The organism is uncultured Tateyamaria sp. (genome assembly GCF_947503415.1).
In the GTDB taxonomy this organism is placed as follows: domain Bacteria; phylum Pseudomonadota; class Alphaproteobacteria; order Rhodobacterales; family Rhodobacteraceae; genus Tateyamaria.
Window position 1 is genome coordinate 1 of the sequence record NZ_CANNDS010000003.1, and the last position, 23,734, is coordinate 23,734.

The following is a 23,734-nucleotide window of genomic DNA, read 5'->3' on the forward strand; positions in this document are numbered from 1 at the left end:
TGTGATCACCATGGATCCGGTCGTGATCAAGGACCGGTTCATGAAGGCCGTCGCCAGCTGATGCGAGGGGGGAGGCGCATTCACTCAAGTGAGGATGCGCGGCGTCTGGCCAAGGCTCGTCTTCCGTGGATGGTGTTCGATTACATCGACGGTGCGGCTGGGACCGAAGCAGGGGCGGCCAGAAACCGGGCTGCCCTTGATGAGGTTTGTCTTGAGCCGCGCATTTTGACTGACGTCAGTGAGCGCACGCTGGACGTTGGCTTGTTTGACAAGATCGCCAATCGTCCGTTTGGCATCGCGCCCATGGGGATGTGCAACCTGTCTGGGCCGGGCGCTGATTTGATGCTGGCCCGTCTGGCCGCACGCAATGCAGTTCCGGTCGGGGTGTCGACGGTTGCATCGACCCCATTGGAAAAGATGATCGAAACGGCAGACGGACACGCCTGGTTCCAGCTTTACTTCAGCGGTGACGGAGCGGGATCATTTGCGTTGGCCAAGCGCGCACAAGATGCAGGTTACGAGACGTTGATCGTGACGGTCGATGTACCTGAAGTCGGTCGTAGGCCGCGCGAATTGCGCCACGGGTTCACGATGCCCTTCCGCATCGGTCCACGCCAGTTTCTGGACTTCGCGCTCCATCCTCGGTGGTCGCTCAGCTCATTGGCGGCCGGACGGCCTCAGATGGCAAACTTCGAGATGGAAGGCTTTGAATTCGACCGAACCGAAAGCCGGGCGAAGGCAGACTGGAATACACTCAAGACGCTGCGCGATCTTTGGAAAGGAAAACTGGTCATAAAGGGCGTCACCAACGTCGAAGACGCAGTACGCTTGAAAGCGGAAGGTGCGGATGCCATCCAAGTCTCCAACCATGGCGCGCGGCAGTTGGAAAGCTCACCTGCGCCGATCCACGCGTTGCCAAAGATCCGCACCGCGCTCGGGCCAGAGTTCCCTTTGTTCTACGACAGCGGTCTTCGATCTGGTGAAGACGTGCTGAAAGCTTTGAACCAAGGTGCAAATTTCGCATTTTTCGGTCGCGTTCTGCAATTTGCGATCACTGCTGGTGGCGAAGAGGGCTTGCAGCGTATGTGGGACATCCTGACCGCTGAACTGTCCATTGCAATGGCGCAGACAGGTCTTCGTCGGCTCGAGTAACAGCGCTGGCTCAGCTTGTGGGGCGCCATGAATACCCACTATATGCAGATATGCGAGAGCGCATCGATTTCGGGGTTTCGTTCAAGTCGAAGACCCGAGGTTCTGCCATGACGCGCCGCGCAACAACCCACGTCGATTTGCCTGTGCTGACAGTACCTAGACGAGAATGTCCTTGTTTTATCATATTGAGTTAAATGTGTTTTCTGTTGAGTGTAGCATTTTTTTGCGCGTCGATGCCTGAACCCGTCAAAAGCCGAAAATGCGGGACAGATATGAATTCAAATACTGCCAGCATCTGGTGAAATACGCCGGACCTGTCGTCGCCACAAACGAGACTTCAGAGATGGCACCAGCACGCCATCTTGCCTGTTGAGAAAAATAGTTTCCTAGTGGTTGAGTTTCGCTTGTGGGATGGTAGCGTCGTCTGCGTGCCTGAGTCGGGAGCAATACGATGTGCGGAATTGTCGGCCTTTTTCTTAAGGACAGATCACTTGAGCCAAAGCTGGGTGAAATGCTCACGGCGATGCTGATCACCATGACAGACCGTGGGCCCGATAGCGCGGGTATCGCGATTTATGGTGGAGAAACAGTGGGTCGGACGAAAATGACTGTTCAGTCTGACTCGCCTCAAACAGCTTTCTCTGGACTCGAGGTCGTTCTGAGCAAAGCCGCCGGTGACCCTGTTTCGATTGATGTCAAAAGCACGCACGCCATTCTCGACATTCCTGCCGGTTCGACTGCCAAAATTCGTGAGGCACTGGATAATCTGGGCATTCGGGTGATGAGCCGGGGAGACAGCCTTGAGATCTACAAGGAAGTTGGCTTGCCCAAAGATGTGGCGGCCCGGTTTGATCTTGTGGACATGTCGGGCACACATGGGATCGGGCACACTCGCATGGCCACCGAATCCGCGGTCACAACCATGGGCGCGCATCCATTCAATACCGGGGACGACCAGTGCCTTGTGCATAATGGATCATTGTCCAATCACAACTCCCTGCGTCGCAAGCTGCGCCGCGAAGGCATTCACATCGAAACCGAGAACGACACCGAAGTGGGCGCGGCCTATCTGACATGGCAGATGCAGAACGGGGCGACCTTGGGTGAGGCGCTGACCAGCAGCCTTGATGATCTGGACGGCTTTTTCACGTTTGTCGTCGGCACCAAGGATGGATTTGGCGTCGTGCGCGACCCGATTGCGTGCAAGCCTGCAGTGATGGCTGAAACCGATCAATATGTGGCGTTCGGCTCTGAATACCGCGCCTTGGTTGATTTGCCCGGGATCGAGACTGCTCGGGTCTGGGAGCCCGAACCCGCGACCGTCTACTTCTGGAGCCACAACAACACGCCTTCAGCCACGGGGAAAGCGGCCTGATGCAAACAATCGACCTGTCCGAGACCGGCTTGCGCGCCATGAACAAGATGCTGCATGAGCAATCCGGGACCACAAACCAAACGGCATGGGAAATTGTAAACCCCAAAGGCGCGCATGCGATTGCGTGTGGGTTGGATGCCCCGATTGAAGTGACCGTCAAAGGGTCAACCGGATATTATTGCGCGGGCATGAACCAACAGGCGACGGTGAATATTCATGGTTCGGCTGGTCCTGGTACCGGCGAGAACATCATGTCCGGAAAGATCGTCATCGAAGGTGACGCAAGCCAATATCTGGGTGCGACAGGCCATGGCGGGATGATCGTCGTGAAGGGCAACGCCTCGTCGCGCTGTGGCATTTCGATGAAGGGCGTAAACATCGTCGTTCAGGGCAATATCGGGCACATGTCCGCTTTCATGGGTCAGTCGGGCAACCTTGTGGTCTGCGGAGACGCTGGAGACGCACTTGGCGACAGCTGCTACGAAGCCCGCTTTTTCGTGCGCGGAACCGTGAAAAGCCTTGGTGCTGACTGCGAGAAGAAAGAGATGCGCGAGGAACATCTGACTTTGTTGCAAGGTCTGCTGGATGAGGCGGGTATTGATGCGGACCCCTCCGAATTCACCCGGTACGGTTCCGCCCGCACCCTATACAATTTCGATGTCGACAACGCTGGCGCGTATTGAGGACACCCACAGGATGAACAAACGTGATCAAACGGGTATTCCCCACACAACACCGCGTCAGTCGGCGACATTCACACAGGACGTTAACAGTGACATCCGCCGAGCTGCCGCGACAGGCATCTACGACATTCGGGGCGGCGGTGCCAAACGCAAGGTCCCGTCATTCGATGACCTTCTCTTCATGGGTGCGTCGATCTCTCGCTATCCTCTCGAAGGCTACCGGGAGAAATGCGAAACATCCGTGACCATTGGCGGCTTGAACGCGGAAAATCCGGTCGAGCTTGATATTCCAATCACCATCGCGGGCATGTCCTTTGGCGCGTTGTCCGGACCGGCAAAAGAGGCGTTGGGACGCGGCGCGTCAGCCGCTGGGACGTCCACCACAACAGGTGATGGCGGAATGACCCCCGAAGAGCGTGGCCATTCGGACAAGCTTGTCTACCAATACCTGCCCTCGCGCTATGGCATGAACCCCGATGATCTGCGCAAAGCTGATGCCATTGAAATCGTCGTGGGGCAGGGCGCCAAACCGGGCGGTGGTGGGATGCTGTTGGGGCAAAAAATCTCGGACCGCGTGGCCGAAATGCGCAACTTGCCCAAGGGGATCGATCAGCGTTCCGCCTGTCGTCATCCCGATTGGACCGGGCCGGACGACCTTGAAATCAAGATACTCGAGCTTCGGGAAATCACCGGTTGGAAAGTGCCGATCTATGTTAAGGTCGCCGGCGCCCGCCCGTATTATGACACCACTCTCGCCATCAAAGCGGGTGCAGATGCGGTTGTTCTGGACGGGATGCAGGGGGGCACAGCCGCGACGCAGAATGTTTTTATCGAACATGTGGGATTGCCAACACTGGCCATCGTCCGCCCCGCGGTTCAGGCGCTGCAAGACCTCGGCATGCATCGCAAAGTCCAACTGATCCTGTCAGGCGGCATCCGGTCAGGTGCAGATGTGGCGAAGGCGATGGCTTTGGGCGCCGATGCCGTGGCCATCGGAACGGCCGCGCTGATCGCACTTGGGGACAATGACCCGAAATGGGAGGCCGAATACAACGCGCTTGGGACCACCGCCGGGGCCTATGATGACTGGCACGAGGGTCAGGACCCTGCGGGCATTACCACGCAAGACCCCGATCTGATGGCGCGGCTTGATCCGATTGAAGGGGGGCGCCGTTTGCGCAACTACCTGAAAGTCATGACGCTCGAGGCGCAGACAATCGCGCGGGCGTGCGGGAAAAACCACCTGCATAATCTGGAGCCCGAGGATCTGGTTGCACTGACAATGGAGGCCGCAGCCATGGCGCAGATCCCCTTGGCAGGCACGAATTGGTACCCTGGCAAACCGGGCACTGCATATTGAGCAAAATGAGGGAGCGCCTGACTTCAGGCGGCCCCCTATTCGCTAGACGGAAGGGAAGGCACATTTATGGCTACAGATCTCGCTAAGTTCGCCGAAGAAAACGGCGTGAAATACTTCATGATCTCGTTCACCGACCTCTTTGGTGGACAGCGTGCCAAGCTGGTTCCGACACGCGCGATTGCCGAGATGCAACGCGACGGCGCTGGATTTGCAGGGTTCGCCACTTGGCTTGATCTGACACCAGCCCATCCGGACATGCTGGCCGTTCCCGACCCGGAGGCTGTGATTATCCTGCCTTGGAACAAGGAAATTGCGTGGGTGCCCGCCAATTGTGTGATGGAGGACGAACCGGTTGCGCAGGCTCCGCGCAACGTCTTGCGCCGATTGATAAAAGAGGCCGCCGCCGAAGGGCTCCACGTCAAGACAGGGATTGAAGCCGAGTTTTTCCTGCTGACCCCTGCAGGGGATCAAGTTTCCGACCCATACGACATAGCCGCAAAGCCATGCTATGATCAGCAGGCGTTCATGCGCCGTCTCGATGTTATCCGCGAGATCTCGGATCACATGCTGGAACTGGGCTGGAACCCCTACCAGAACGACCACGAGGACGCGAACGGCCAGTGGGAGATGAACTGGGAATTCGACGACGCCCTCAACACCGCCGACAAGCATTCGTTCTTCAAGTTCATGGCCAAATGCGTCGCTGAAAAGCACGGATATCGCGCCACGTTCATGCCAAAACCCATCGAAGGGCTCACCGGAAATGGCTGTCACGCGCACATCTCTGTGTGGGACGCGCCCGGTGCCGCGGCGAAAACCAACGTGTTCGCCGGTGAGGGCGAAGGCGAGACCGGAGAGTTGGGTCTGTCCAAACGGGGCAAGCATTTCCTTGGCGGGATCATGAAGCATGCCAGCGCACTTGCCGCGATCACCAATCCAACGGTGAACAGCTACAAGCGCATTAATGCTCCACGGACGATGTCCGGCGCAACATGGGCGCCGAACACGGTGACCTGGACCGGCAACAACCGGACCCACATGGTCCGCGTGCCGGGCCCCGGCCGGTTCGAACTGCGCCTGCCCGATGGCGCGGCGAACCCGTATCTTCTGCAAGCGGTCATTATCGCTGCTGGCCTGTCGGGCATTCAATCCGAAGCGGATCCGGGCAAACGGTACGATATCGACATGTATGCCGAAGGTCACAAGGTCCGCGGCGCACCCAAGCTGCCCTTGAACATGCTGGATGCGTTGCGTGCATATGACAAGGACAAAGGCCTCAAGGAGGCGATGGGCAAGGAGTTTTCTGCCGCCTTCCTCAAGATGAAGCACGACGAATGGAACGATTACGTGTCTCACTTCTCCGCGTGGGAAAAGGCCAACACACTGGACATCTGACCTATGAAACGTGCCGCGCGGGAGGCTTAGCCAAGCCAATCCGTTTCCTATCCATGGACGCTGAAATCCATTCGCGTTGAGCATGGCTCGACACATCTTTGGGAGTTGGATCGCTCAGTTGTGATGTCTTTGGCGGCTTTTTATGTGGTGTTTTGCGCGCAGATTGGATCGTATGCTCTGGCATCGCATGTGCAATAGATATCTAGGCCTAAAGTCTGATATGTTGGCCCTGCGAAACGGACTACGTTTGAACTCACATTAACGGAGGACATAAAGATGGCGTGGACAAAGCCCAAAGCGCGCGAAGTGAAGTGCGGAATGGAGATTAACATGTATGGGCCCGGTGAAGATGATGACCGCGGCGCAGAACGTGATGTGATCTAAGCCACTTTCGATACATGAGATTGATTGTTCTTGGGGCAGCCGCCGGAGGGGGGCTGCCCCAATGGAATTGCGGCTGCCGAAATTGCGCGGATGCACGTGCCGAGGTGATTCCACGGATGACACAGTCTTCGGTCGCGGTCTCCTTGGATGGCACCGCGTGGGTGGTGCTGAACGCCTCGCCTGATATTCGGGCACAGGTGGATGCCTGCCCACAAATGCACCCACCGTCATTGCGAGGGTCGCCAATTGCGTCGGTGGTGCTGACAAATGGAGACATCGACCACATTGCAGGGTTGTTGACCTTGCGAGAGAAGACCCCTTTCGATCTCTATGCGACATCTGCAGGGCTGGAAATTCTGCGCGGAAACTCGGTGTTTGGAGTTTTGGACCCATCGCTTGTCTCGCAGCGCCAGATTGCACTGGATGCCCCATTCGAGCCGCTTCCGGGGCTGACCATCACGCCTTTTGCAGTCCCTGGCAAAGTGGCGTTGTTTCTGGAAGGCGACACATTGAACCTCGAGGAAGTAGGTGAGCAGACTGTGGGTCTTTTGCTGGAAGATGGTACGACGCGCGCGGCCTATGTGCCCGGCTGCGCGGCGATCCCTGACTGGCTGATCGACCGCTTGGGTGGCTTGGACGCACTGCTGTTTGACGGCACAGTCTGGAATAACGACGATATGCAACGGACCGGGACCGGAGAGAAGACGGGCGCGCGCATGGGGCACATTCCTTTGAATGGATCGCAGGGCAGTCTGGAGCGGTTGGCCGAATTGGGCGGGCGTAAGGTATACATCCATATCAACAACACCAATCCGATCCTGCAACCTGACAGCGCCGAGCGGGCGGAGGTTCTGCGACAGGGCTGGGAGATTGCCTTTGACGGCATGGAGATGTCGCTGTGACCGATCAGGCCGACAACCGGGACCTTTTTGAAGCGCGGCTGCGCGCGGTCGGCGACGCACAATACCACGACAAACACCCGTTTCACCATTTGCTGCATTCCGGTGGATGTACGCCGGATCAGGTGCGCGCATGGGTGATCAATCGCTATTACTATCAAACGCGTATCCCGATGAAGGATGCGGCATTCATGTCCCGTGTATCGGACCCCGCCCTGCGCCGGTCCTGGCGATCGCGGATCGAAGATCACGATGGTTCTGCCCCGGGCGAAGGCGGTATTGCCCGCTGGCTGAAGCTGGCCGAAGGTGTCGGGCTCGATCCCGACTATGTCGCGTCGGAGGTTGGGATCTTGCCTGCCACGCGATTTGCCGTCGATGCCTACGTGCGCTTTGTTCGGGACGAGCCGTTGCTGCCTGCCGTCGCATCGTCGTTGACTGAGTTGTTTGCTCCCGCCATCCACAAGAACAGAATTGCCGGCCTGTTGCAGCATTATGATTTCGCCAATGCCGAAACGCTCTCATATTTTCGAAACCGTTTGAACGAGGCACCAAAGGATGTCGCTTTTGGTTTGCAATGGGTCATGGATCACGCCGTTACGAAGGCGGATCAGGATGCCGCTGTGCGCGCGCTGACCTTCAAGACCGAGGTGTTGTGGGCGCAATTGGACGCACTTTGGTCGGCCTATGTCGAACCCGGTCGCGTGCCTCCAGGCGGTTGGCAACCCGGTGAGGGGGTGGCGTCGTGACGCAAGACGATGTGCCATACTTGCCGCGCGGCGTACGCACACGCTTTGATACTGTGCGCAAGGTGGATGTCTTGTTGGGTCCTGAACGGGTGCTGGTGTTGGACCAGGTCGGCACAGCGGTGTTGGGTCGGCTGGATGGCAAGGCGAATTTGGCGCAGATATCCACTGATCTGGCAGAGGTCTATGACGCTCCGCTTGAGGTGATTGCGCCAGACGTGATCGCTTTTGTCGAGGACTTGCGAGATCGGGGGATGGTGCATGCTCGTCCGCGTTGATCCACCCATGGCAATGCTGGCCGAACTGACCCATCGATGTCCGCTGGCTTGCCCTTATTGTTCCAACCCCACAGAATTGCTGGCCAAAGAGGCTGAGCTAAGCACAGAAACATGGGCTGACGTCTTTCAACAAGCGGCAAAGCTGGGTGTGTTGCAGCTGCATCTGTCGGGTGGCGAACCTGCATCCCGAAGAGATCTGGTAGAGCTTGTCATCGCCGCGCGTGAAGCGGGGCTTTACACCAATCTGATCACCTCGGGTATCGGATTGAACGAACGACGTTTGCACGATCTGGATGATGCTGGGCTGGATCACGTGCAGCTGTCCCTGCAGGGCGTTACCGCGGAAATGGCCGATCGGATTGGCGGGTACAATGGCGGGTTTGACCGCAAGATGCACGTGGCTGAGATCATTTCGGACATCGGCTTTCCCTTGACGCTGAACGCCGTGATGCACCGCGAAAATCTGGACGACCTGCCTGCCACCATTGACATGGCGCGACGCCTTGGCGCGCGGCGGATCGAGGTGGCCTGCGTACAATTTCAAGGTTGGGCCCTGATCAATCGCGCGGCTTTGCAGCCCAGCCGAGCGCAGGTGGATGCGGCGAAAGAAACGGTCGCACGGGCCATCGAAACGCTGAAGGGACATCTGGTTATCGATTTCGTCCCGCCCGACTACTACTCGGACTTCCCCAAGGCGTGCATGAACGGGTGGGGCTCTACCGGATTGAATGTCACACCGAATGGCACCGTACTTCCCTGTCATGCGGCTGAGACCATTCCGCACTTGCAGTTTGACACTGTAACAGAGCGGACGCTGGAAGAAATATGGTATGAGGGTGACGCATTCAACGCGTATCGCGGCACGGATTGGTTGCCGGAACTGTGCCAGTCCTGTGACCGGCGGGACATTGATTTCGGGGGGTGCCGCTGTCAGGCGATGGCGGTTCTGGGTGATGCGGGCGCGCCGGATCCGGTGTGCCGCAAATCGGGGGGACGCGCAGCTCTCGATGCGCTTTTGAAGGAAGAAACGAAAGAGGTGGCGGCACCGGACTTCGTGTTCCGTCGGTAGGAAACGGTCATGCGAAAGACAACAGGTCGAAAATGCGTGGCAGCCGCTTGCATCCTATCCCTGTTGATGACGGGTGCGGCCCGCGCTGAATGCACTGATGATGCGATGATTGTTTTCGACGGATCGGGCTCCATGGCCGAGATGGGGTTCAATCAAATCGATGAACCCCGCATTTTCGAAGCGCGCCGCGCTGTACGGACCGCGATGCCGCAAGTGGCACCATTCAGGCGGATCGGGCTTATTGTCTATGGCCCCGGTGGCGCGGGTGGCGTCGGGGAATGTTCGGGCATCGAGTTACGCTTTGGTCCCCGTTCTGACGCGGCGGAGGCCGTCATCGCAGCGGTCGACGGCCTGGAACCCGAAGGCCGGACAGCTTTGACGGAAGCCGTCGCCTTGGCCGCAGAAACCCTCGGGTCGCCGGAGAAGCCCGGAACAGTGGTGCTGGTTACCGACGGCAAAGAGACCTGTGGCGGGCAAACATGTATGTTGGCAGCTCAGTTGTCGGGCACAGGACTGGTCGTGCATGTCATCGGTTTCAAAGTGCGGGGCGAACACTTTGGTTGGCAAAGTGAGGGTGTGACCGACTATCAGACATCCGTCAGCGTTGCCAAGTGCCTCGCAACCCAGACGGGCGGAGAATACGTGAACACCGAAACCGTCGATGAACTGGTCGAGGCAATGAGCCGGACGTTGGGTTGCAAACTGCTCTTCTAAGATGGCGGTTACGTCAACGTTTTGCCTGCGCGTGACGAGAGCGAGTTTCACTATTATGAACGCGACAACTTTGAGGGTGTAGACCCCCGCATGTCCGGTCCCGACCGTGTGGGCATACAGACAAATGCGGAAGCCAATTTCGGGGCGGTGAACGTGGAACTCGAAAACCAGTACAATCTTTGAAGTGGTGGTCAGGCCGTTGCGGATAGACACTAATATCTACGGCGAAAGTAACGGCCTTATTACATGCTGTAGGTTCGCGCCTCACATCGCTGAGGGGCAACAAGAAGTTTCATGGAAAGCATGACAGTCTCGTTGTCGAAGCAGGCACTAATTGCGCGCCGAGCCTGTTAAACATGTGGTGATGCTCGGGGCCTTGCCAACCATCGTTCATACCTTAGTCGCATAGGGCAGCATGGCGGGTCGTCATAGGCTGCGCTGGATGTCTCTGAGCAGATCCATATCAGCCCTGTTGGTAGCAACCATACTGTGGAGTATGGGGGCTTTGACGAGTTTGGGCGAGCCCCTGCCACGCGAGGCGTTGGAGCCCTATGTCGCACCGCCGATGAGCTTGGGTGAGCAGATCAACGACAAAGGCGTCTGGCAGTTGCTGAATTCCGGCGGGGCCGAGGCTGGATATGTGTTTGAAACCGAGCCCATGGCCCCGCTGCCTGGGTTTTCGGGGGCGGCGATCAACATGCTTGTTGTGCTTGATCTGGATGGTCGGTTTCTGGATGTCCAGTTGCTGTCGCACAACGAACCCATCTTTGTCTCGGGCCTTCCGGAAAAGCTGTTTTATGACTTTTTCAAACAGTATCGCGGGCATTCGATTTCGGACACGCTGGTGGTTGGCTCGCCCTATGGCGCTGGCAGCGATGGGTCTGCGCTGGTCTATCTGGATGGCGTGACCAAGGGCACAGCATCGGTCCGCATCGCACATGAAAGTATTCTGGCCGCAGCCCTTCAGGTTGCACGGGAAAAAATGGGCGGGATTTCGACTGGGCCGCCTGCCTATCCGGATATGCAGTACCAAGAGGATCTGACTTGGGACGATCTGGTCGCGCAAGGTATTGTAACGCGCAAGGTCGTCACCAATGCCGAAATGGACGCCGCCTTCGCGGGGACCCTATGGGAGGACGATGACCCCGACGCAAAGGGCGATCCGGCCGGAGCCTATCTGGACCTTTGGGTTGTGGATATCGGTGCCCCCTCCATCGCCCAAGCCGTTCTTAGTCCAAGCAGTTTTGATGAACTTCGCAATTTCATGGAGATCGCGGATACGGACGAGCCTGTTCTGGTTATCGAGACCGGGCGGCATGGGCTGGTCACCGAAGAGTTCGTTCGCAACACCGCGCCGGATTTGATCAGCGCAGAACAAGGCGGCTTTCCCATCGCGTTTCGGGACAGTGATATCTATGTCGAACTCAATGACGCCTTACCGAATGAGTTGCATAACGCCGCGTATGAAGGGGCTGCCTTGATCCTGCGCACTGATCGCCGCTTGGGGTTCGATCCGGCAAGCGATTGGACGTTGCAAATCAAAGCGCTCCGCGAGCACGGTTCATTTCAGCCAGAAATTGGGTCCGTCACGTTGGACGTTGCGCATGTCACGCCCGAACGCTTTTATGCTCGTCCGGAGGTCATCAAGCCTGTGCCGCCTTGGGTCGACGCGCTGCGCAATCGCGCTGCCGATCTGATCGTGTTGAGTGTCTTTCTGGTGGGTCTTCTTGCGCTTTTGCTGTTTGGGACCAACAGGCTGGCTGCGCACCGTTGGTTTACGCCCATGCGTCTTGGCATTCTCGCGTTTGTCACCGGGTTCATCGGCTGGTGGGGGCAGGGGCAATTGTCCATCGCCACCCCCTTGGCTGTTGCTCGTACTGCTCTTGATGGGGGCAGCTTTGCCTTCCTTCTCTATGATCCATTTTCACTGGTGATCTGGGCGGTTACCCTCGTCGGCTTTGTCCTGTGGGGCAGGGGGCTTTTCTGCGGGTGGCTTTGCCCGTTCGGCGCACTTCAAGAGTTCGCCCACCATTTGGGCCGATTGCTGCGATTGCCGCAGATCGAGCCGAATGCGTTCTGGGACAGCCAATTGAAGAACCTGAAATACATCGTGCTGGCGTCCTTGGTCGCCCTTTTGGTCACAGCACCCGCTGCTCTGGACAAGGCCATTGAAGTTGAACCGTTCAAGACGGCCATCACCACCTTCTTCATCCGCGAGTGGTACTATGTCGCCTATGCGGTCGGGCTTTTGCTGCTGTCGATGGTCCTTTTCAAAGGCTTCTGCCGCTATCTTTGCCCCTTGGGTGCCGTCATGGCGATTGGCGGTTTGGTGCGCGGTCGCGACTGGATCGCGCGGCGTGCGGAATGCGGATCGCCTTGCCAGTTGTGCAAGGTCAAATGCAGCTATGGCGCGATCAAGAAGACAGGCGAAATCCAGTATTCCGAGTGCTTTCAATGTCTTGATTGCGTGACGATCCATGACGATGCGCAGCAATGTGTACCGCTGGTTCTCGCCGCAAAGGGGCGTAAACTGTCGGTGGCTGCGGAATGAGTTTGAACCGTCGCCGCTTTCTGGCCATTGCGGCCACCTTCGTCGCGGCGCCTGCGCTGGCACAGCCCCATGCCTGGACAGGGCGCGCCTTTGGCGCCGAGGTTTCGATCCAGTTGCATGGGCCATCGGCTGAGGTTGGTCCAGCACTTGCAGAGACGCAGGCGCTGATTGTCGAGATCGAACGCCTCTTTTCACTCTATGACCCGGCATCGGATCTTGTGCAGTTGAACAAGACCGGAGCAATACGCATGTCAGAGCGTTTTGAGGAGCTTGTGACACTTGCTGATCAGGCGCACCGCTTGACCGGCGGGTTGTTTGATCCGACGGTTCAGCCGCTATGGCGCGCCATCGCCGAAGGGGCGGATGTGGATACGGCGCTTGCTTTGATCGGTTGGGATCGAGTGAGCGTCGTGGGGCGCGACGTGCGCTTGGATGCGGGACAAGCATTGACGTTCAACGGGATCGCACAGGGATACGCAACCGATCTGGTATCGCAGATGCTGCGCGATCGCGGGTTTCATCAAACACTGGTCAATATCGGTGAGTACCGCGGCATGGGAGGGCCCTGGCGTCTTGGATTGACCGATCCGACCTATGGAATGTTGGCGACCCGCACCATCGAAGATGGTGCTGTTGCGACGTCAAGCCCCTTGGCAACGCCGATTGGTCCGCATGGGCATATCGTGCATCCGTTCCACGCTCCGATCTGGTCTACTGTTTCGGTGGAAGCGGACACGGCAGCGATGGCTGATGCCTTATCCACCGGACTGACCCTGGCCGACATGGATTTGGTCCGTAAGGTGCGCGCGACGCCGGGCGTACGGCGGATCACACTTGTGGATCAGGCGGGAGATCTTGGCAGCTTGTGACCAAAGAAAAGGGCGGGGTGGTCCCCGCCCTCTCAGAAGACTTCTTACTGTGACCGTTAGCCAGCAGCGGTGACGGCACGACCAGTCATGACCTTCACCAGATGAGCCCGGTACGCGGCAGGGCCGTGCAGGTCCGAAATCATGTTGTCTGCGGGCACGCTCAATCCATCCAGAGCAGACGCTGAGAAGTCGTCGCCCAGTGCCGCTTCGGCCTCAGCCCAACGGAACACACCCTCATTAGACGCACCCGTCACGGCCACGCGTATGCCGTCGGCGTATTTGGCCAAAAAGACACCGACCAAAGCAAAGCGGGACGCAGGCTGCACGAACTTCTGATAGTTCGCGGCTTGCGGGATCGGAAAGCTGACTGCGGTGACGATCTCACCTTCATCCAAGGCGGTGTCGAACATGCCTTGGAAGTAGTCGTCTGCGGCAATCTCACGATTGGTCGTGATGATGGTCGCACCGGAGCCAAGGGCCGCTGCAGGGTAACAGGCTGCGGGGTCGTTGTTGGCAAGGCTACCGCCGATGGTGCCACGATTGCGCACCGCCGGATCACCGATCTGCGCAGCCAAGGCCGACAAGGCAGGGTAATTGCCATCGGCCGCAACAGCGCCATGTGTGGTCGCGCCTCCGATGCGCAGGGCATCCCCATCTTTGCTGATCCCTTGCATCTCGGCCACGCCGGACAGCGACACCAGCTTGGCCGGGCTTGCCAGGCGTTGCTTGAGCGTGGGGATCAGTGTTTGACCCCCGCCCAAAGCCTGCGCATCCTCACCCGCCATCGCAGCGGTGGCTTCGGCAAGCGTACCCGGTTTCTCAACCTCGAAATTATACATCTTAAGCCTCCTCTGACTTGGCGTTCTGCATGGCATCCCACACGCGGGCGGGCGTGACCGGCATGTCGATATGAGTGACGTTCGTGCCGCCTGATTGCAGTGCGTCGATCACCGCATTCACGACCGTGGGGGGCGATCCGATGGCCCCGGCCTCACCGCAGCCTTTCACCCCCAGCGGGTTGTGCGTGCAGGGCGTGCCTTGGCTGTGGTCCACATGGAACATGGGCATGTCGTCAGCGCGCGGCATGGTGTAGTCCATATAAGACGCGCTGAGCAGCTGGCCGTTTTCGTCATATGACGTGTTTTCAACCAATGCCTGCCCGATCCCTTGCGCCAGGCCGCCATGGACTTGTCCAGTCACGATCATCGGATTGATGACATTTCCGAAGTCGTCCACCGCGCACATCCGATCCACGCGCACTTTTCCGGTTTCGGGGTCCACCTCGACCTCGCAGGCATAGGCGCCGGAAGGATAGGTGAAGTTCGCCGGATCGTAGAACGCGGTTTCCTCCAGTCCCGGTTCGATATCTTCGAGCGGGTATTCGTGGGGGATGTAGGCCTTCAGCGCGACCTCACCGAAGGTCACGGATTTGTCGGTTCCCGCGACCGAGAACACGCCATTTTCCAGAGTGATATCCTGATCGGATGCCTCCAGCATGTGACCTGCGATCTTTTTGGCCTTGTTGATGATCTTCTCGGTCGCACGCACTACGGCAGAACCGCAGACTGCCAGCGAACGCGAGCCATAGGTACCCATGCCGAAGGGGATCTTGGACGTGTCGCCATGCACGATGTCGATCACGGCAGGATCAATGCCCAGCATCTCGGCCACCACTTGCGGAAAGGCCGTTTCATGGCCCTGACCGTGGCTGTGTGCGCCGACCATGACAGAAAGGTTGCCGGTGGCATTCACCCGTACCGTGGCTGCATCGTAAAGGCCCACGCGAGAGCCAAGCACACCTACAAGGTTCGACGGCGCGATGCCGCACGCCTCAATGTAGGCGTTCACGCCAAAGCCGCGCATCAGCCCATTGGCTTCGCTTTGCTTGCGGCGCGCCTCAAACCCGGCGACATCGGCCACCTCCTCCATCTTGTCCATGAGCGCGTCGTAATTGCCTGCGTCATATTCCAGACCCGCAGCAGAGGCGTAAGGGTACTGATCGGGTTTGATGAAGTTCTTGCGGCGCAACTCGATTGGATCCATGCGCAGTTCACGCGCAGCCTTGTCGATCACCCGTTCAAGGGAATAAGTCGCCTCTGGCCGCCCTGCACCGCGATAGGCATCGACGGGGGCCGTGTTGGTGAACACAGCCTTCACGTTCACATAGACGAGTGGCACGGTGTAGTTCCCGGCCATCAGCGTGCCGTGCAGGAAGGTCGGCGTTGCCGTCGAGAAGTTCGACAGATACGCGCCCACATTGGCCTTGGTGTCCGTGCGGAAGGCGAGGAAGTTGCCCTCCTTGTCCAGCGCCAGTTCGATTTTGGTCACGTGGTCGCGGCCATGGGCGTCCGTCAGAAAGGATTCCGTCCGGTCCGCTGTCCATTTGACCGGGCGACCCAGTTTTTTGGCCGCGGCCAGCACCAGTGCCTCTTCACCGTAATGATAGATTTTTGAGCCGAAACCGCCGCCCACATCGGGCGCGATGACCGTCAGCATGTTCTCCGGGATACCAAGGACAAAGGCCGAAATCAGCAACCGCGTCAGGTGCGGGTTTTGCGACGTGGTGTGCAACGTGTACTCGCCCGTGCTGGCCTTGTAGCTGCCGATGGATGCGCGCGGCTCCATCGCGTTGGGGACCAGACGGTTGTTCACCAATTCCAGCGTGGTCACGTGGTGCGCATTCTTGATCGCGTTGTCCGTGGCGTCGCGGTTGTCCTCGATCCAGCCCCAGTCAAAGCACTGATTGGTCTCGATTTCATCGTGGACGAAATTGGACCCCGACAGCGCGTCGTTCATGTCTACCACGGCGGGCAGTTCGTCGATATCCGCCTCGATGGCTTCGACCGCGTCGCGGGCCTGTTCGATTGTTTCCGCGATGACAGCGGCATAGGCGTCGCCGACATGGCGCACCTTGCCATGGGCGAGAACCGGGCGCTTGGGCTCTTTCATCGGTTCGCCATTGCGCGAGTTGATCAACCAGCCAGCGGGGTTGCCGCCCACCTCGACGAAATCCTCGCCCGTGAACACGGCCAGCACGCCGGGCATTCCTTCGGCGGCAGAGGTGTCGATGGACTTGATTGTGCCATGGGCGACAGTCGAACGTGCAAAGACCGCATAGGTCTGTTTTGCCAGTACGATGTCGTCGGTATATTCGCCGGTTCCTGTCAGGAAGCGGACGTCTTCGCGGCGCACGGGTGAGGCGCCAATCCCTGTATCTTTGGGCATGTCTGTCTTCTCCCTTATTCGGCGGCGATGGCTGTCACGTCCTGCCCGGACGCAGCCATGATCGCTTTGACGATGTTGTGGTAACCGGTGCAGCGGCAGATATTGCCTTCGAGGTACTCGCGCACTTCCGTCTCGGACGGTTTCGGGTTGTCCTTGAGCAACGCAGCGGCGGACATCACCATGCCAGGCGTGCAGAATCCGCATTGCAGGCCGTGGTGGTCCTGGAACGCCTGCTGGATCACATTGAGCGACCCGTCCGCGTTGGACTGACCTTCAATCGTGTCCACATTCGCGCCGTCAGCTTCTGCTGCGAGCATAGTGCAGGCTTTGACCGCCGCGCCATCCACGTGCACGACGCAGGCCCCGCATTGCGACGTGTCGCAGCCCACATGGGTGCCGGTCAGGCCCTGATCCTCACGCAGAAAGGACGACAGCAATGTGCGTCCTTCCACGTCTCCCGAGACGGCCTTGCCATTCACCGTCATGGTTACCTTTGTCATACTGTCCTCCCTTAGAACGTCTGCAGTGTTGATGTGCGCTCAGGTGACCAAGCGCTTGAGCCAACCCTTTTTGGGCGCGTCGTCGGACGTCTCCGGCTCTGTGTCTTCGGCGGGCGGAGCGCCCACGTGATCCTGAAAGTTGTTAAAGAACTGGTCGGCCATCTTCTTGGCAAAGCCGTCGATGATGCGGCTGCCGAGTTGTGCAAGTTTGCCACCCACCTTGGCCTCGACGTCATAATGCAGCACGGTCTGATCACCTTGCTCTTCCAGCCGCACTTTGGCACCACCCTTTGCAAAGCCCGCAGCACCGCCCTTGCCTTCGCCCGAGATGGTGACGCTTTCCGGGGCTTGCATCTCTGACAAGGTTACGGCCCCTTTGAATGTCGCTTTGACCGGGCCAACCTTTTGCACAACCGTCGCGGTGAACCCGTCCTCGGGCGTGCCGTCCATCTCCTGACAGCCCGGAACGCACGCCATGAGCACCCCTGGATCGAGGATGGCGGACCAGACCGTGGGCCGGTCGGCATTGATAACGCGTGAGTCGCTGAGATTCATGGATTGACCCCCTTTTGGCTTCCTCAAAAGCCTATGGGGCCAAAGGTCAGGGCACCATTCGACCAAGTGTGTAAGACCAAAGTCGCTCTTACCTTTCAGGGGTTTGGTGGGTCAGTCCGTACCTTTGGTAGATCGCCGGAATCCGGCCATCCTGGAGTGCGTAATTGATCGCGTCATCCACAAAATAGGACAGCGGGCGATAGCGGAAATTGACCGCCACGCCGAGGGTCCATTGACTGACGGCGAAACCTGCCAGCGGCGGTTGATGCACATCCGATGTGTTAGTCAGCCCGTGTTCCAACTCCCCCAGTGGTCCCATGACGGCCATCACGTCACCTGCGTTCAGCGCTGCCATGGCAGCACCTGTTGTGGGAAAGCGGCGAATGTTGTTTTGAAGCTGACCGCCAACAAAGCCCGACAGGTAGAAGTCGGAGATTGAATCGTTCTCAACGCCGACGGTGTCGAAGCGGAAATAGGCGGGGACAGGCTTGTCATCGGGGTAAGTCGCCTTGTCATACGCGATGGCAATGCTTTCTCCGGCGTATTGACCGGTAAACACCACCTGCTCGACCCGGCATTTGAACGCGCTGTCATAGGGGATGCGCATCATGACGTTGGCGATACGGCCGCCGATCAAGGCACCGCGCCAGATGTTGTTGCGCAGATCGGCGTCCAGGTTTTCGCCAGCAGATACGAAGTTGAAGCGTGCCTCGACCCCGATATCCTCAGCGATAATTCTGGCGATCTCCACATCGACGCCTCGGGCCTCGCCCCCTTCTTCCCAGGAGTAGGGCGGGTAATCCTCGTAAACGGCGAATAGCATGTGCCCTTGTTCCTGGATTTGGTCCAGTTCCTGCCCGACAATGTCGCGCCCCACATTCTGGGGCTTGGCCTGAGGGACATAATCCGCACACGGATCAGCAGCGTGGGCCTGCCCCGTCAAGGACAGACCCACAACCACCAGGGAGAATAGCGTTGTTCGAAATGTCATACCGTCAGTTTGCGGCTGACAGTCCGATGGTCAAGGCTTCGGAGGCCGACTTGTACGCAGCGGGCGTCCCGTCGATCAGGTTTGCCGCGCGGAAGGCAGCACTGTCTGCCACCGGAGCCCCAGACAGTGTCGGGATTTCACCCGCAATCTCGCCAAGCCGCCCTTTCAGCGCATCTGCATCTGCACCGCTTGCATCGGTGGCGTAGCCTGCAAGTTGATCCCGCATCGCTTTCAACTCTTCTGCGACCTCTTCCACTGCAACGTCGTCCGGGCGCGCCTCGATATAGGTTCGGATAGCCCAAGCAGCTTCTTGGCCCAGCAGTTCGCCGAAGGCGGGCATCTTTGTGGTGCCATTTTGGGTGTATCCTGTCCGAAACCGTTCAACATACCATTCGTCACCGTATTCTTCAGCTTCGAGGAACCGCAGGTCCGGGGCCAAACCGCCTGAGACAACCTCGAGACCATGGCAGCGCGCGCAGTTCTGATTGTAACCGGATGCGCCGATTTCGATGGCGCGCAGCCAGGTTTCTTCGCCCACCTTGTCCGCTCGGTAGGGGTTCTCGGTCAACCAGTCGCCTTCGATTGCAGGCAGGCCGGTTGTGTCGACGGCTTGTGGGGCGACGTCGCCATGGGCGAAGGCCAGGCTCGCGATTGCGGTCAACGCACCGGCGAGTAAAAAGCGTTTTTCGGTTGTGCTGGGCATCACATCCCTCCCTGACATGAACGTTCGTGTTACCTTTGTCCTACGTGACTGGGCTGGTGTCCGGTATTGGACTTTGGTTGTGCGGCGAAAGGTGTAAGACCAAGGTCTAATTCCGCCCCGAGAATGGCCCACGTTAGCGTGACTGTCATGGGAGAATTCAGATTTATGCAAAGGGTTACCGGCTTTTGTGTCGGATGCATCATGGCGACGGCAAGCTTTGCGGACACGACGCTGTCGATTGGCTATCTGCGCGTTGAACAGCCTGTGCCACCGACCTTGTCGAATCTGGATCCGATTCCGAACGATAATGGGCTGGCCGGAGCCCAAACAGGCTTGGCGGATAACCTGACAACAGGCAAATTCCTGGGCCACGCCTATGAGATGACTGTGGCAGATGTGGCCGAGGGTGAGGACGCGTTGGCGGCTGCCCGCACTCTGTTGGCCACATCCCGCTATTTGGTGATCGACGCAAATGCCGATGATCTATTGGCCATTGCTGATCTGGACGAGGCGCAGGGCGCGCTGTTGTTCAATACGTCGGCCGGCAATCTGGATCTCCGCGATGGTGCGTGCCGCGCCAATGTTTTGCACACCCTCGCCTCGGATGCGATGCGCACAGATGCGTTGGCACAGGTGTTGGTGCAGAAGCGATGGAATGATCTGGTGATGATCTTTGGGACCCATGCTGCCGATATCAGCTATGCCGCTGCCATGCGCCGGTCGCTGACCAAGTTTGGTCTGTCGCTGGAGGGCGAAAAGGAATGGGCCTTTGATGCCGACATGCGCCGCAATGCAAGCCAGGAAGTGCCGCTCTTCACGCAGGATTTCGGGGATTACGATGCGTTGATCATCGCAGATGAGGTCCACGATTTCGGGCGCTACGTGCTGTATAATACATGGCAGGCGCGGCCTGTCGTGGGCTCCGAAGGGCTGACCGCTGTGGGCTGGTCACCGGTGATCGAACAATGGGGCGCGGCCCAATTGCAATCGCGTTTCGAAGAAGAGCACGCCCGTGATATGACGGCACAGGACTACGCCGCATGGGCAGCGGTGCGCACATTGGGCGAGGCGCTGACAAGGACCAATGCAATCGACCCCGAAACCTTGCGCACCTATATCCTGTCAGACGAATTCGAGCTTGCAGGTTTCAAAGGGCGCCCGCTGACGTTCCGAGACTGGAACGGTCAGCTCCGCCAACCCATTGCCGTCGCTCACCCGCGTGCCTTGGTGGCACAGGCTCCGCTTGAGGGGTTCCTGCATCAGACCAACGAACTAGACAGCTTGGGGCTCGACCGTCCCGAAAGCAAATGCGAGGCGTTCCAATGATCCGACTGACTGCGCTGCTGACCCTTCTGTCCACAACCGCCGTGGCGGATGAGATCTGGGTCACGAACGAAAAAGACGACACGGTGTCGGTAATTTCGACTGACACGCTGGAGGTTATCAAAACCTACGAAACCGGCGAACGCCCGCGTGGCATCATCTTTTCCAAGGACTACAGCCGCGTCTACATCTGCGCGTCGGACAGTAATGCGGTTCAGGTGATGGACCCCAACTCGGGCGAGATCCTGCACGAACTGCCATCTGGCGACGATCCGGAGCAGTTTGTACTGCATCCCAACGATCGCCACCTCTATATCGCGAACGAAGATGACGCGATCACGACCGTCGTGGACACCGAAACGCGCAAGGTCATTGCCCAGATCGACGTTGGGGTGGAACCCGAAGGCATGGCCGTATCCCCGGATGGCAAGATTGCCATCACCACATCCGAAACAACCAACATGGCGCACTGGATCGACACCGAGACGCAAGAGCTTTTTGCCAATACGCTTGTGGACAGCCGCCCGCGTCACGCCGAGTTTGTCAAAGAGGGCACCGAGATGTGGGTCAGTTCCGAGATCGGCGGCACGCTCACCGTTTTTGACACCGCCACTCAAACCGAAAAGGCCAAGATAAGCTTTGAGGTGCAGGGCGTGCATCCCGACCGCGTCCAACCCGTGGGTTTTGAGTTTGCTGCGGGTGACACCCATGCCTTTGTCGCGCTTGGTCCGTCGAACCACATCGCCGTTGTCAACGCCGAAACCTACGAGATCGAAGACTACATTCTTGTTGGCCGCCGCGTCTGGCACATGGATTTCAACGCGGATCGGTCGATGCTGTTCACGACCAACGGCGTGTCGGGCGACGTGACAGTGATCGACGTCGCATCACGCAAAGCCATCAAATCCATCAAGGTGGGCCGCTTTCCCTGGGGGGCCGCATTCCGACCCACCGGATCATAATCAAGACATTTTGGGAGAACTCACATGAAAACCTTGGCTTTGATCGCCGCGATGACACTTGCGGTGCCGACGCTTGCATTGGCCGACGACGATGATGACCGCCCCAGCTTTGGTGCTGCGGGCCTGTTGTCGGGCAAGAACAAGGAAGACCTGCCGCCGATCATCCTCTCCTCGGGCGAACCAATCGCACCGGACGGGCCGTGGGAGCTGCAATCGGGAACCTACTACGAGTTCGAAATACAGGGCGATGGCAGCCAGGAACTTGCCTTGGTCGGCCCTGAGTTTTTTCGTGCCATCTGGATCGATGAAATTGTCGTTGAGGGCCTGGAAATCCGACCCCTTGGCCTCGACAGCATCGAATTTGACGAGGCGGGCGAGATGGAAATCGGTTTCGTCGCGATCAAACCCGGTGCATATTACATCAAGATCCCCGGCACATCCGGGGAAACGCAGCGGTTGGACATCACCATCAAATGATCGGGCTTGAGGCGCAGGGCCTCAGCTATTCCTACGGACAAAAGCACGCGCTGGAAGATGTCTCTTTCAGCGTGCAGTCCGGCGTGTTCTGCGCGCTTCTTGGACCGAACGGCGCAGGCAAATCGACCTTGTTCAATCTGCTGACCCGGCTTTTCGTCGCACCGACGGGCCGGATTGAAATTGCGGGCCATGATTTGCGAACTGCACCACGTGCGGCTCTTGCAGAGCTTGGCATCGTGTTCCAACAGACGACGCTCGATCTGGACCTGACCGTGTGCCAAAACCTGACTTACTTCGCAGCTTTGCACGGATTGTCCGGTCGTTCGGCACGGTCCCGCATCGACGCGGCGCTTGATCAGCTGGATATGCGCGAGCGGGCAGGGGAGAAGGCCCGCGACTTGAACGGCGGCCATAGACGCCGGACCGAGATTGCCCGCGCTTTGCTGCACGATCCGAGCGTTTTGCTGTTGGATGAACCTACCGTTGGACTGGACGCGGCAGCGCGAGCGTCGATCACCGATTATGCTCATGCACTGGCGGAAACGGGCAAAACGATCCTTTGGGCAACGCACCTGACGGACGAAGTGCAACCGGGCGATGATCTGATCATCCTGCATCAGGCCCGCATTCTGGCGCACGGCAAAGCACGCGACATCGCGGGAGATTTGAGCTTGCAAGACCGCTTCCTGTCGCTGACCGGAGTGCAAGCGTGACGGCCTACCTCACATCCTTGCGCGCAATTGTCCTGCGCGAGGCGCTGCGTTTCATTCATCAGCGCGAGCGTTTTGTCGCGGCTCTTGTTCGGCCGCTGGTTTGGCTTTTGGTCTTTGCTGCCGGCTTCCGCGCAGCCCTCGGGCTCAGTATCATACCGCCCTATCAAACCTACATCACTTACGAGACCTACATCGTGCCGGGTTTGTGCGGGATGATCTTGCTGTTCAACGGAATGCAGTCGTCGCTGTCTTTGGTCTATGACCGCGAAATGGGGTCAATGAAACTGCTGCTCACGTCGCCGTTGCCTCGCGGGTGGCTGTTGTTCTGCAAGTTGCTGGGGTCGACGGCGATTTCGATCTTGCAGGTCTATGCATTTCTGGCCATCGCTGCCGCCTTCGACATTCGTATGCCCGGCTGGGGTTATGTCACAGTGCTGCCAGCCCTGATTGTTGCGGGGCTGATGCTTGGCGCGCTTGGGTTGCTCTTGTCCAGTTTTATCAAGCAGTTGGAAAACTTCGCCGGGGTCATGAATTTCGTGATCTTCCCGATGTTCTTTCTGTCCTCGGCGCTTTATCCACTTTGGAAAATGGCCGAAAGCTCAGAGCTCTTGCATGACATCTGCGCGCTGAACCCTTTCACGCATGCGGTCGAATTGATCCGCTTCGCGTTGTATACGCAACTCAATGGTTCTGCGTTGGTCTGGACGCTTGTGGCTGCGTCAGTTTTCGCGGCGGCGGCTCTGATCGGTTACGATCCTGCGCGCACTCGGATCGGGCGGCGCGGGTAGGTCGCCCAGCGAATCCGTGCTATGA

24 protein-coding genes are annotated in these 23,734 nt (G+C 58.5%); 18 read left to right on the top strand and 6 right to left on the bottom strand.

The window, feature by feature from the left end; genetic code table 11:
- The first annotated feature begins 60 nt into the window (after positions 1-60).
- The 13 genes from Q1A32_RS16665 to Q1A32_RS16725 all read left to right on the top strand — a co-directional run bounded on the left by Q1A32_RS16665 (position 61) and on the right by Q1A32_RS16725 (position 13,472).
- Positions 61-1,152 carry an alpha-hydroxy acid oxidase gene (locus Q1A32_RS16665; RefSeq protein WP_299656699.1) on the top strand — a complete coding sequence of 364 codons (1,092 nt, stop codon included), beginning with the start codon at positions 61-63 and terminating at the stop codon, positions 1,150-1,152.
- A 451-nt stretch (positions 1,153-1,603) separates the two neighbouring features.
- Entirely contained in the window at positions 1,604-2,527 is a 924-nt protein-coding gene (locus Q1A32_RS16670) for a glutamine amidotransferase family protein (RefSeq protein ID WP_299655655.1), read from the top strand.
- Entirely contained in the window at positions 2,527-3,210 is a 684-nt protein-coding gene (locus Q1A32_RS16675; RefSeq protein WP_299655658.1) for a protein GlxC, read from the top strand. The genes Q1A32_RS16670 and Q1A32_RS16675 overlap by 1 nt, the downstream gene beginning before the upstream one ends.
- A gap of 13 nt (positions 3,211-3,223) precedes the next feature.
- Complete coding sequence (locus Q1A32_RS16680) at positions 3,224-4,570, top strand: FMN-binding glutamate synthase family protein (protein WP_299655661.1); 1,347 nt, start codon at positions 3,224-3,226, stop codon at positions 4,568-4,570.
- 66 nt (positions 4,571-4,636) lie between these two features.
- Positions 4,637-5,965 (top strand): type III glutamate--ammonia ligase, encoded by a 1,329-nt coding sequence (gene glnT, locus Q1A32_RS16685; RefSeq protein WP_299655664.1) that lies wholly within the window; start codon positions 4,637-4,639, stop codon positions 5,963-5,965.
- Between the two features lie 276 nt (positions 5,966-6,241).
- Positions 6,242-6,349, top strand: a complete 108-nt coding sequence (gene pqqA, locus Q1A32_RS16690) for a pyrroloquinoline quinone precursor peptide PqqA (protein ID WP_076630733.1) — start codon at positions 6,242-6,244, stop codon at positions 6,347-6,349.
- 14 nt (positions 6,350-6,363) lie between these two features.
- Positions 6,364-7,251, top strand: a complete 888-nt coding sequence (gene pqqB, locus Q1A32_RS16695; RefSeq protein ID WP_299655667.1) for a pyrroloquinoline quinone biosynthesis protein PqqB — start codon at positions 6,364-6,366, stop codon at positions 7,249-7,251.
- Complete coding sequence (pqqC, locus tag Q1A32_RS16700) at positions 7,248-7,994, top strand: pyrroloquinoline-quinone synthase PqqC (protein WP_299655669.1); 747 nt, start codon at positions 7,248-7,250, stop codon at positions 7,992-7,994. The genes pqqB and pqqC overlap by 4 nt, the downstream gene beginning before the upstream one ends.
- Positions 7,991-8,269 (top strand): pyrroloquinoline quinone biosynthesis peptide chaperone PqqD, encoded by a 279-nt coding sequence (gene pqqD / locus Q1A32_RS16705; protein WP_299655672.1) that lies wholly within the window; start codon positions 7,991-7,993, stop codon positions 8,267-8,269. Before pqqC ends, pqqD begins: the two co-directional genes overlap by 4 nt.
- Positions 8,253-9,338: a pyrroloquinoline quinone biosynthesis protein PqqE gene (pqqE, locus tag Q1A32_RS16710; RefSeq protein ID WP_299655675.1), complete on the top strand. Its 1,086-nt coding sequence runs from the start codon at positions 8,253-8,255 to the stop codon at positions 9,336-9,338. The genes pqqD and pqqE overlap by 17 nt, the downstream gene beginning before the upstream one ends.
- Positions 9,339-9,347: 9 nt before the next feature.
- Complete coding sequence (locus Q1A32_RS16715) at positions 9,348-10,052, top strand: vWA domain-containing protein (RefSeq protein ID WP_299614581.1); 705 nt, start codon at positions 9,348-9,350, stop codon at positions 10,050-10,052.
- A gap of 496 nt (positions 10,053-10,548) precedes the next feature.
- Positions 10,549-12,603 carry a 4Fe-4S binding protein gene (locus tag Q1A32_RS16720; protein ID WP_299655678.1) on the top strand — a complete coding sequence of 685 codons (2,055 nt, stop codon included), beginning with the start codon at positions 10,549-10,551 and terminating at the stop codon, positions 12,601-12,603.
- Complete coding sequence (locus tag Q1A32_RS16725; protein WP_299655681.1) at positions 12,600-13,472, top strand: FAD:protein FMN transferase; 873 nt, start codon at positions 12,600-12,602, stop codon at positions 13,470-13,472. Before Q1A32_RS16720 ends, Q1A32_RS16725 begins: the two co-directional genes overlap by 4 nt.
- Before the next feature lie 56 nt (positions 13,473-13,528).
- Here the strand turns inward: Q1A32_RS16725 and Q1A32_RS16730 are convergent, their stop codons facing one another.
- From Q1A32_RS16730 to pedF, 6 genes are all read right to left on the bottom strand, one after another.
- Positions 13,529-14,311 carry a xanthine dehydrogenase family protein subunit M gene (locus Q1A32_RS16730; protein WP_299655684.1) on the bottom strand — a complete coding sequence of 261 codons (783 nt, stop codon included), beginning with the start codon at positions 14,309-14,311 and terminating at the stop codon, positions 13,529-13,531.
- 1 nt (position 14,312) lies between these two features.
- Positions 14,313-16,697, bottom strand: coding sequence for a xanthine dehydrogenase family protein molybdopterin-binding subunit (locus Q1A32_RS16735; RefSeq protein WP_299655687.1), 2,385 nt, complete (start codon positions 16,695-16,697; stop codon positions 14,313-14,315).
- Positions 16,698-16,711: 14 nt separating this feature from the next.
- A complete protein-coding gene (locus tag Q1A32_RS16740) occupies positions 16,712-17,197 on the bottom strand; it encodes a (2Fe-2S)-binding protein (protein WP_299655690.1) in 486 nt (161 codons plus the stop codon).
- 39 nt (positions 17,198-17,236) lie between these two features.
- Complete coding sequence (locus tag Q1A32_RS16745; RefSeq protein ID WP_299655693.1) at positions 17,237-17,752, bottom strand: CoxG family protein; 516 nt, start codon at positions 17,750-17,752, stop codon at positions 17,237-17,239.
- Between the two features lie 88 nt (positions 17,753-17,840).
- Positions 17,841-18,743, bottom strand: coding sequence for an ABC transporter substrate-binding protein (locus tag Q1A32_RS16750; RefSeq protein WP_299655696.1), 903 nt, complete (start codon positions 18,741-18,743; stop codon positions 17,841-17,843).
- Between the two features lie 4 nt (positions 18,744-18,747).
- Entirely contained in the window at positions 18,748-19,446 is a 699-nt protein-coding gene (gene pedF / locus Q1A32_RS16755) for a cytochrome c-550 PedF (RefSeq protein WP_299655699.1), read from the bottom strand.
- A 201-nt stretch (positions 19,447-19,647) separates the two neighbouring features.
- Between pedF and Q1A32_RS16760 the strand changes: the two genes are divergently transcribed.
- The 5 genes from Q1A32_RS16760 to Q1A32_RS16780 are packed head-to-tail and all read left to right on the top strand — an operon-like array spanning position 19,648 to position 23,709.
- Complete coding sequence (locus tag Q1A32_RS16760; RefSeq protein ID WP_299655702.1) at positions 19,648-20,772, top strand: ABC transporter substrate-binding protein; 1,125 nt, start codon at positions 19,648-19,650, stop codon at positions 20,770-20,772.
- The gene (locus tag Q1A32_RS16765; protein WP_299655705.1) at positions 20,769-21,731 is read left to right on the top strand and encodes a YVTN family beta-propeller repeat protein; all 963 of its coding nucleotides are present in this window, start codon (positions 20,769-20,771) and stop codon (positions 21,729-21,731) included. Before Q1A32_RS16760 ends, Q1A32_RS16765 begins: the two co-directional genes overlap by 4 nt.
- 24 nt (positions 21,732-21,755) lie before the next feature.
- Positions 21,756-22,208 (top strand): hypothetical protein, encoded by a 453-nt coding sequence (locus tag Q1A32_RS16770; protein WP_299655708.1) that lies wholly within the window; start codon positions 21,756-21,758, stop codon positions 22,206-22,208.
- A complete protein-coding gene (locus tag Q1A32_RS16775; protein ID WP_299655711.1) occupies positions 22,205-22,921 on the top strand; it encodes an ABC transporter ATP-binding protein in 717 nt (238 codons plus the stop codon). Before Q1A32_RS16770 ends, Q1A32_RS16775 begins: the two co-directional genes overlap by 4 nt.
- Positions 22,918-23,709, top strand: coding sequence for an ABC transporter permease (locus tag Q1A32_RS16780; protein ID WP_299655714.1), 792 nt, complete (start codon positions 22,918-22,920; stop codon positions 23,707-23,709). The genes Q1A32_RS16775 and Q1A32_RS16780 overlap by 4 nt, the downstream gene beginning before the upstream one ends.
- Positions 23,710-23,734 lie beyond the last annotated feature (25 nt).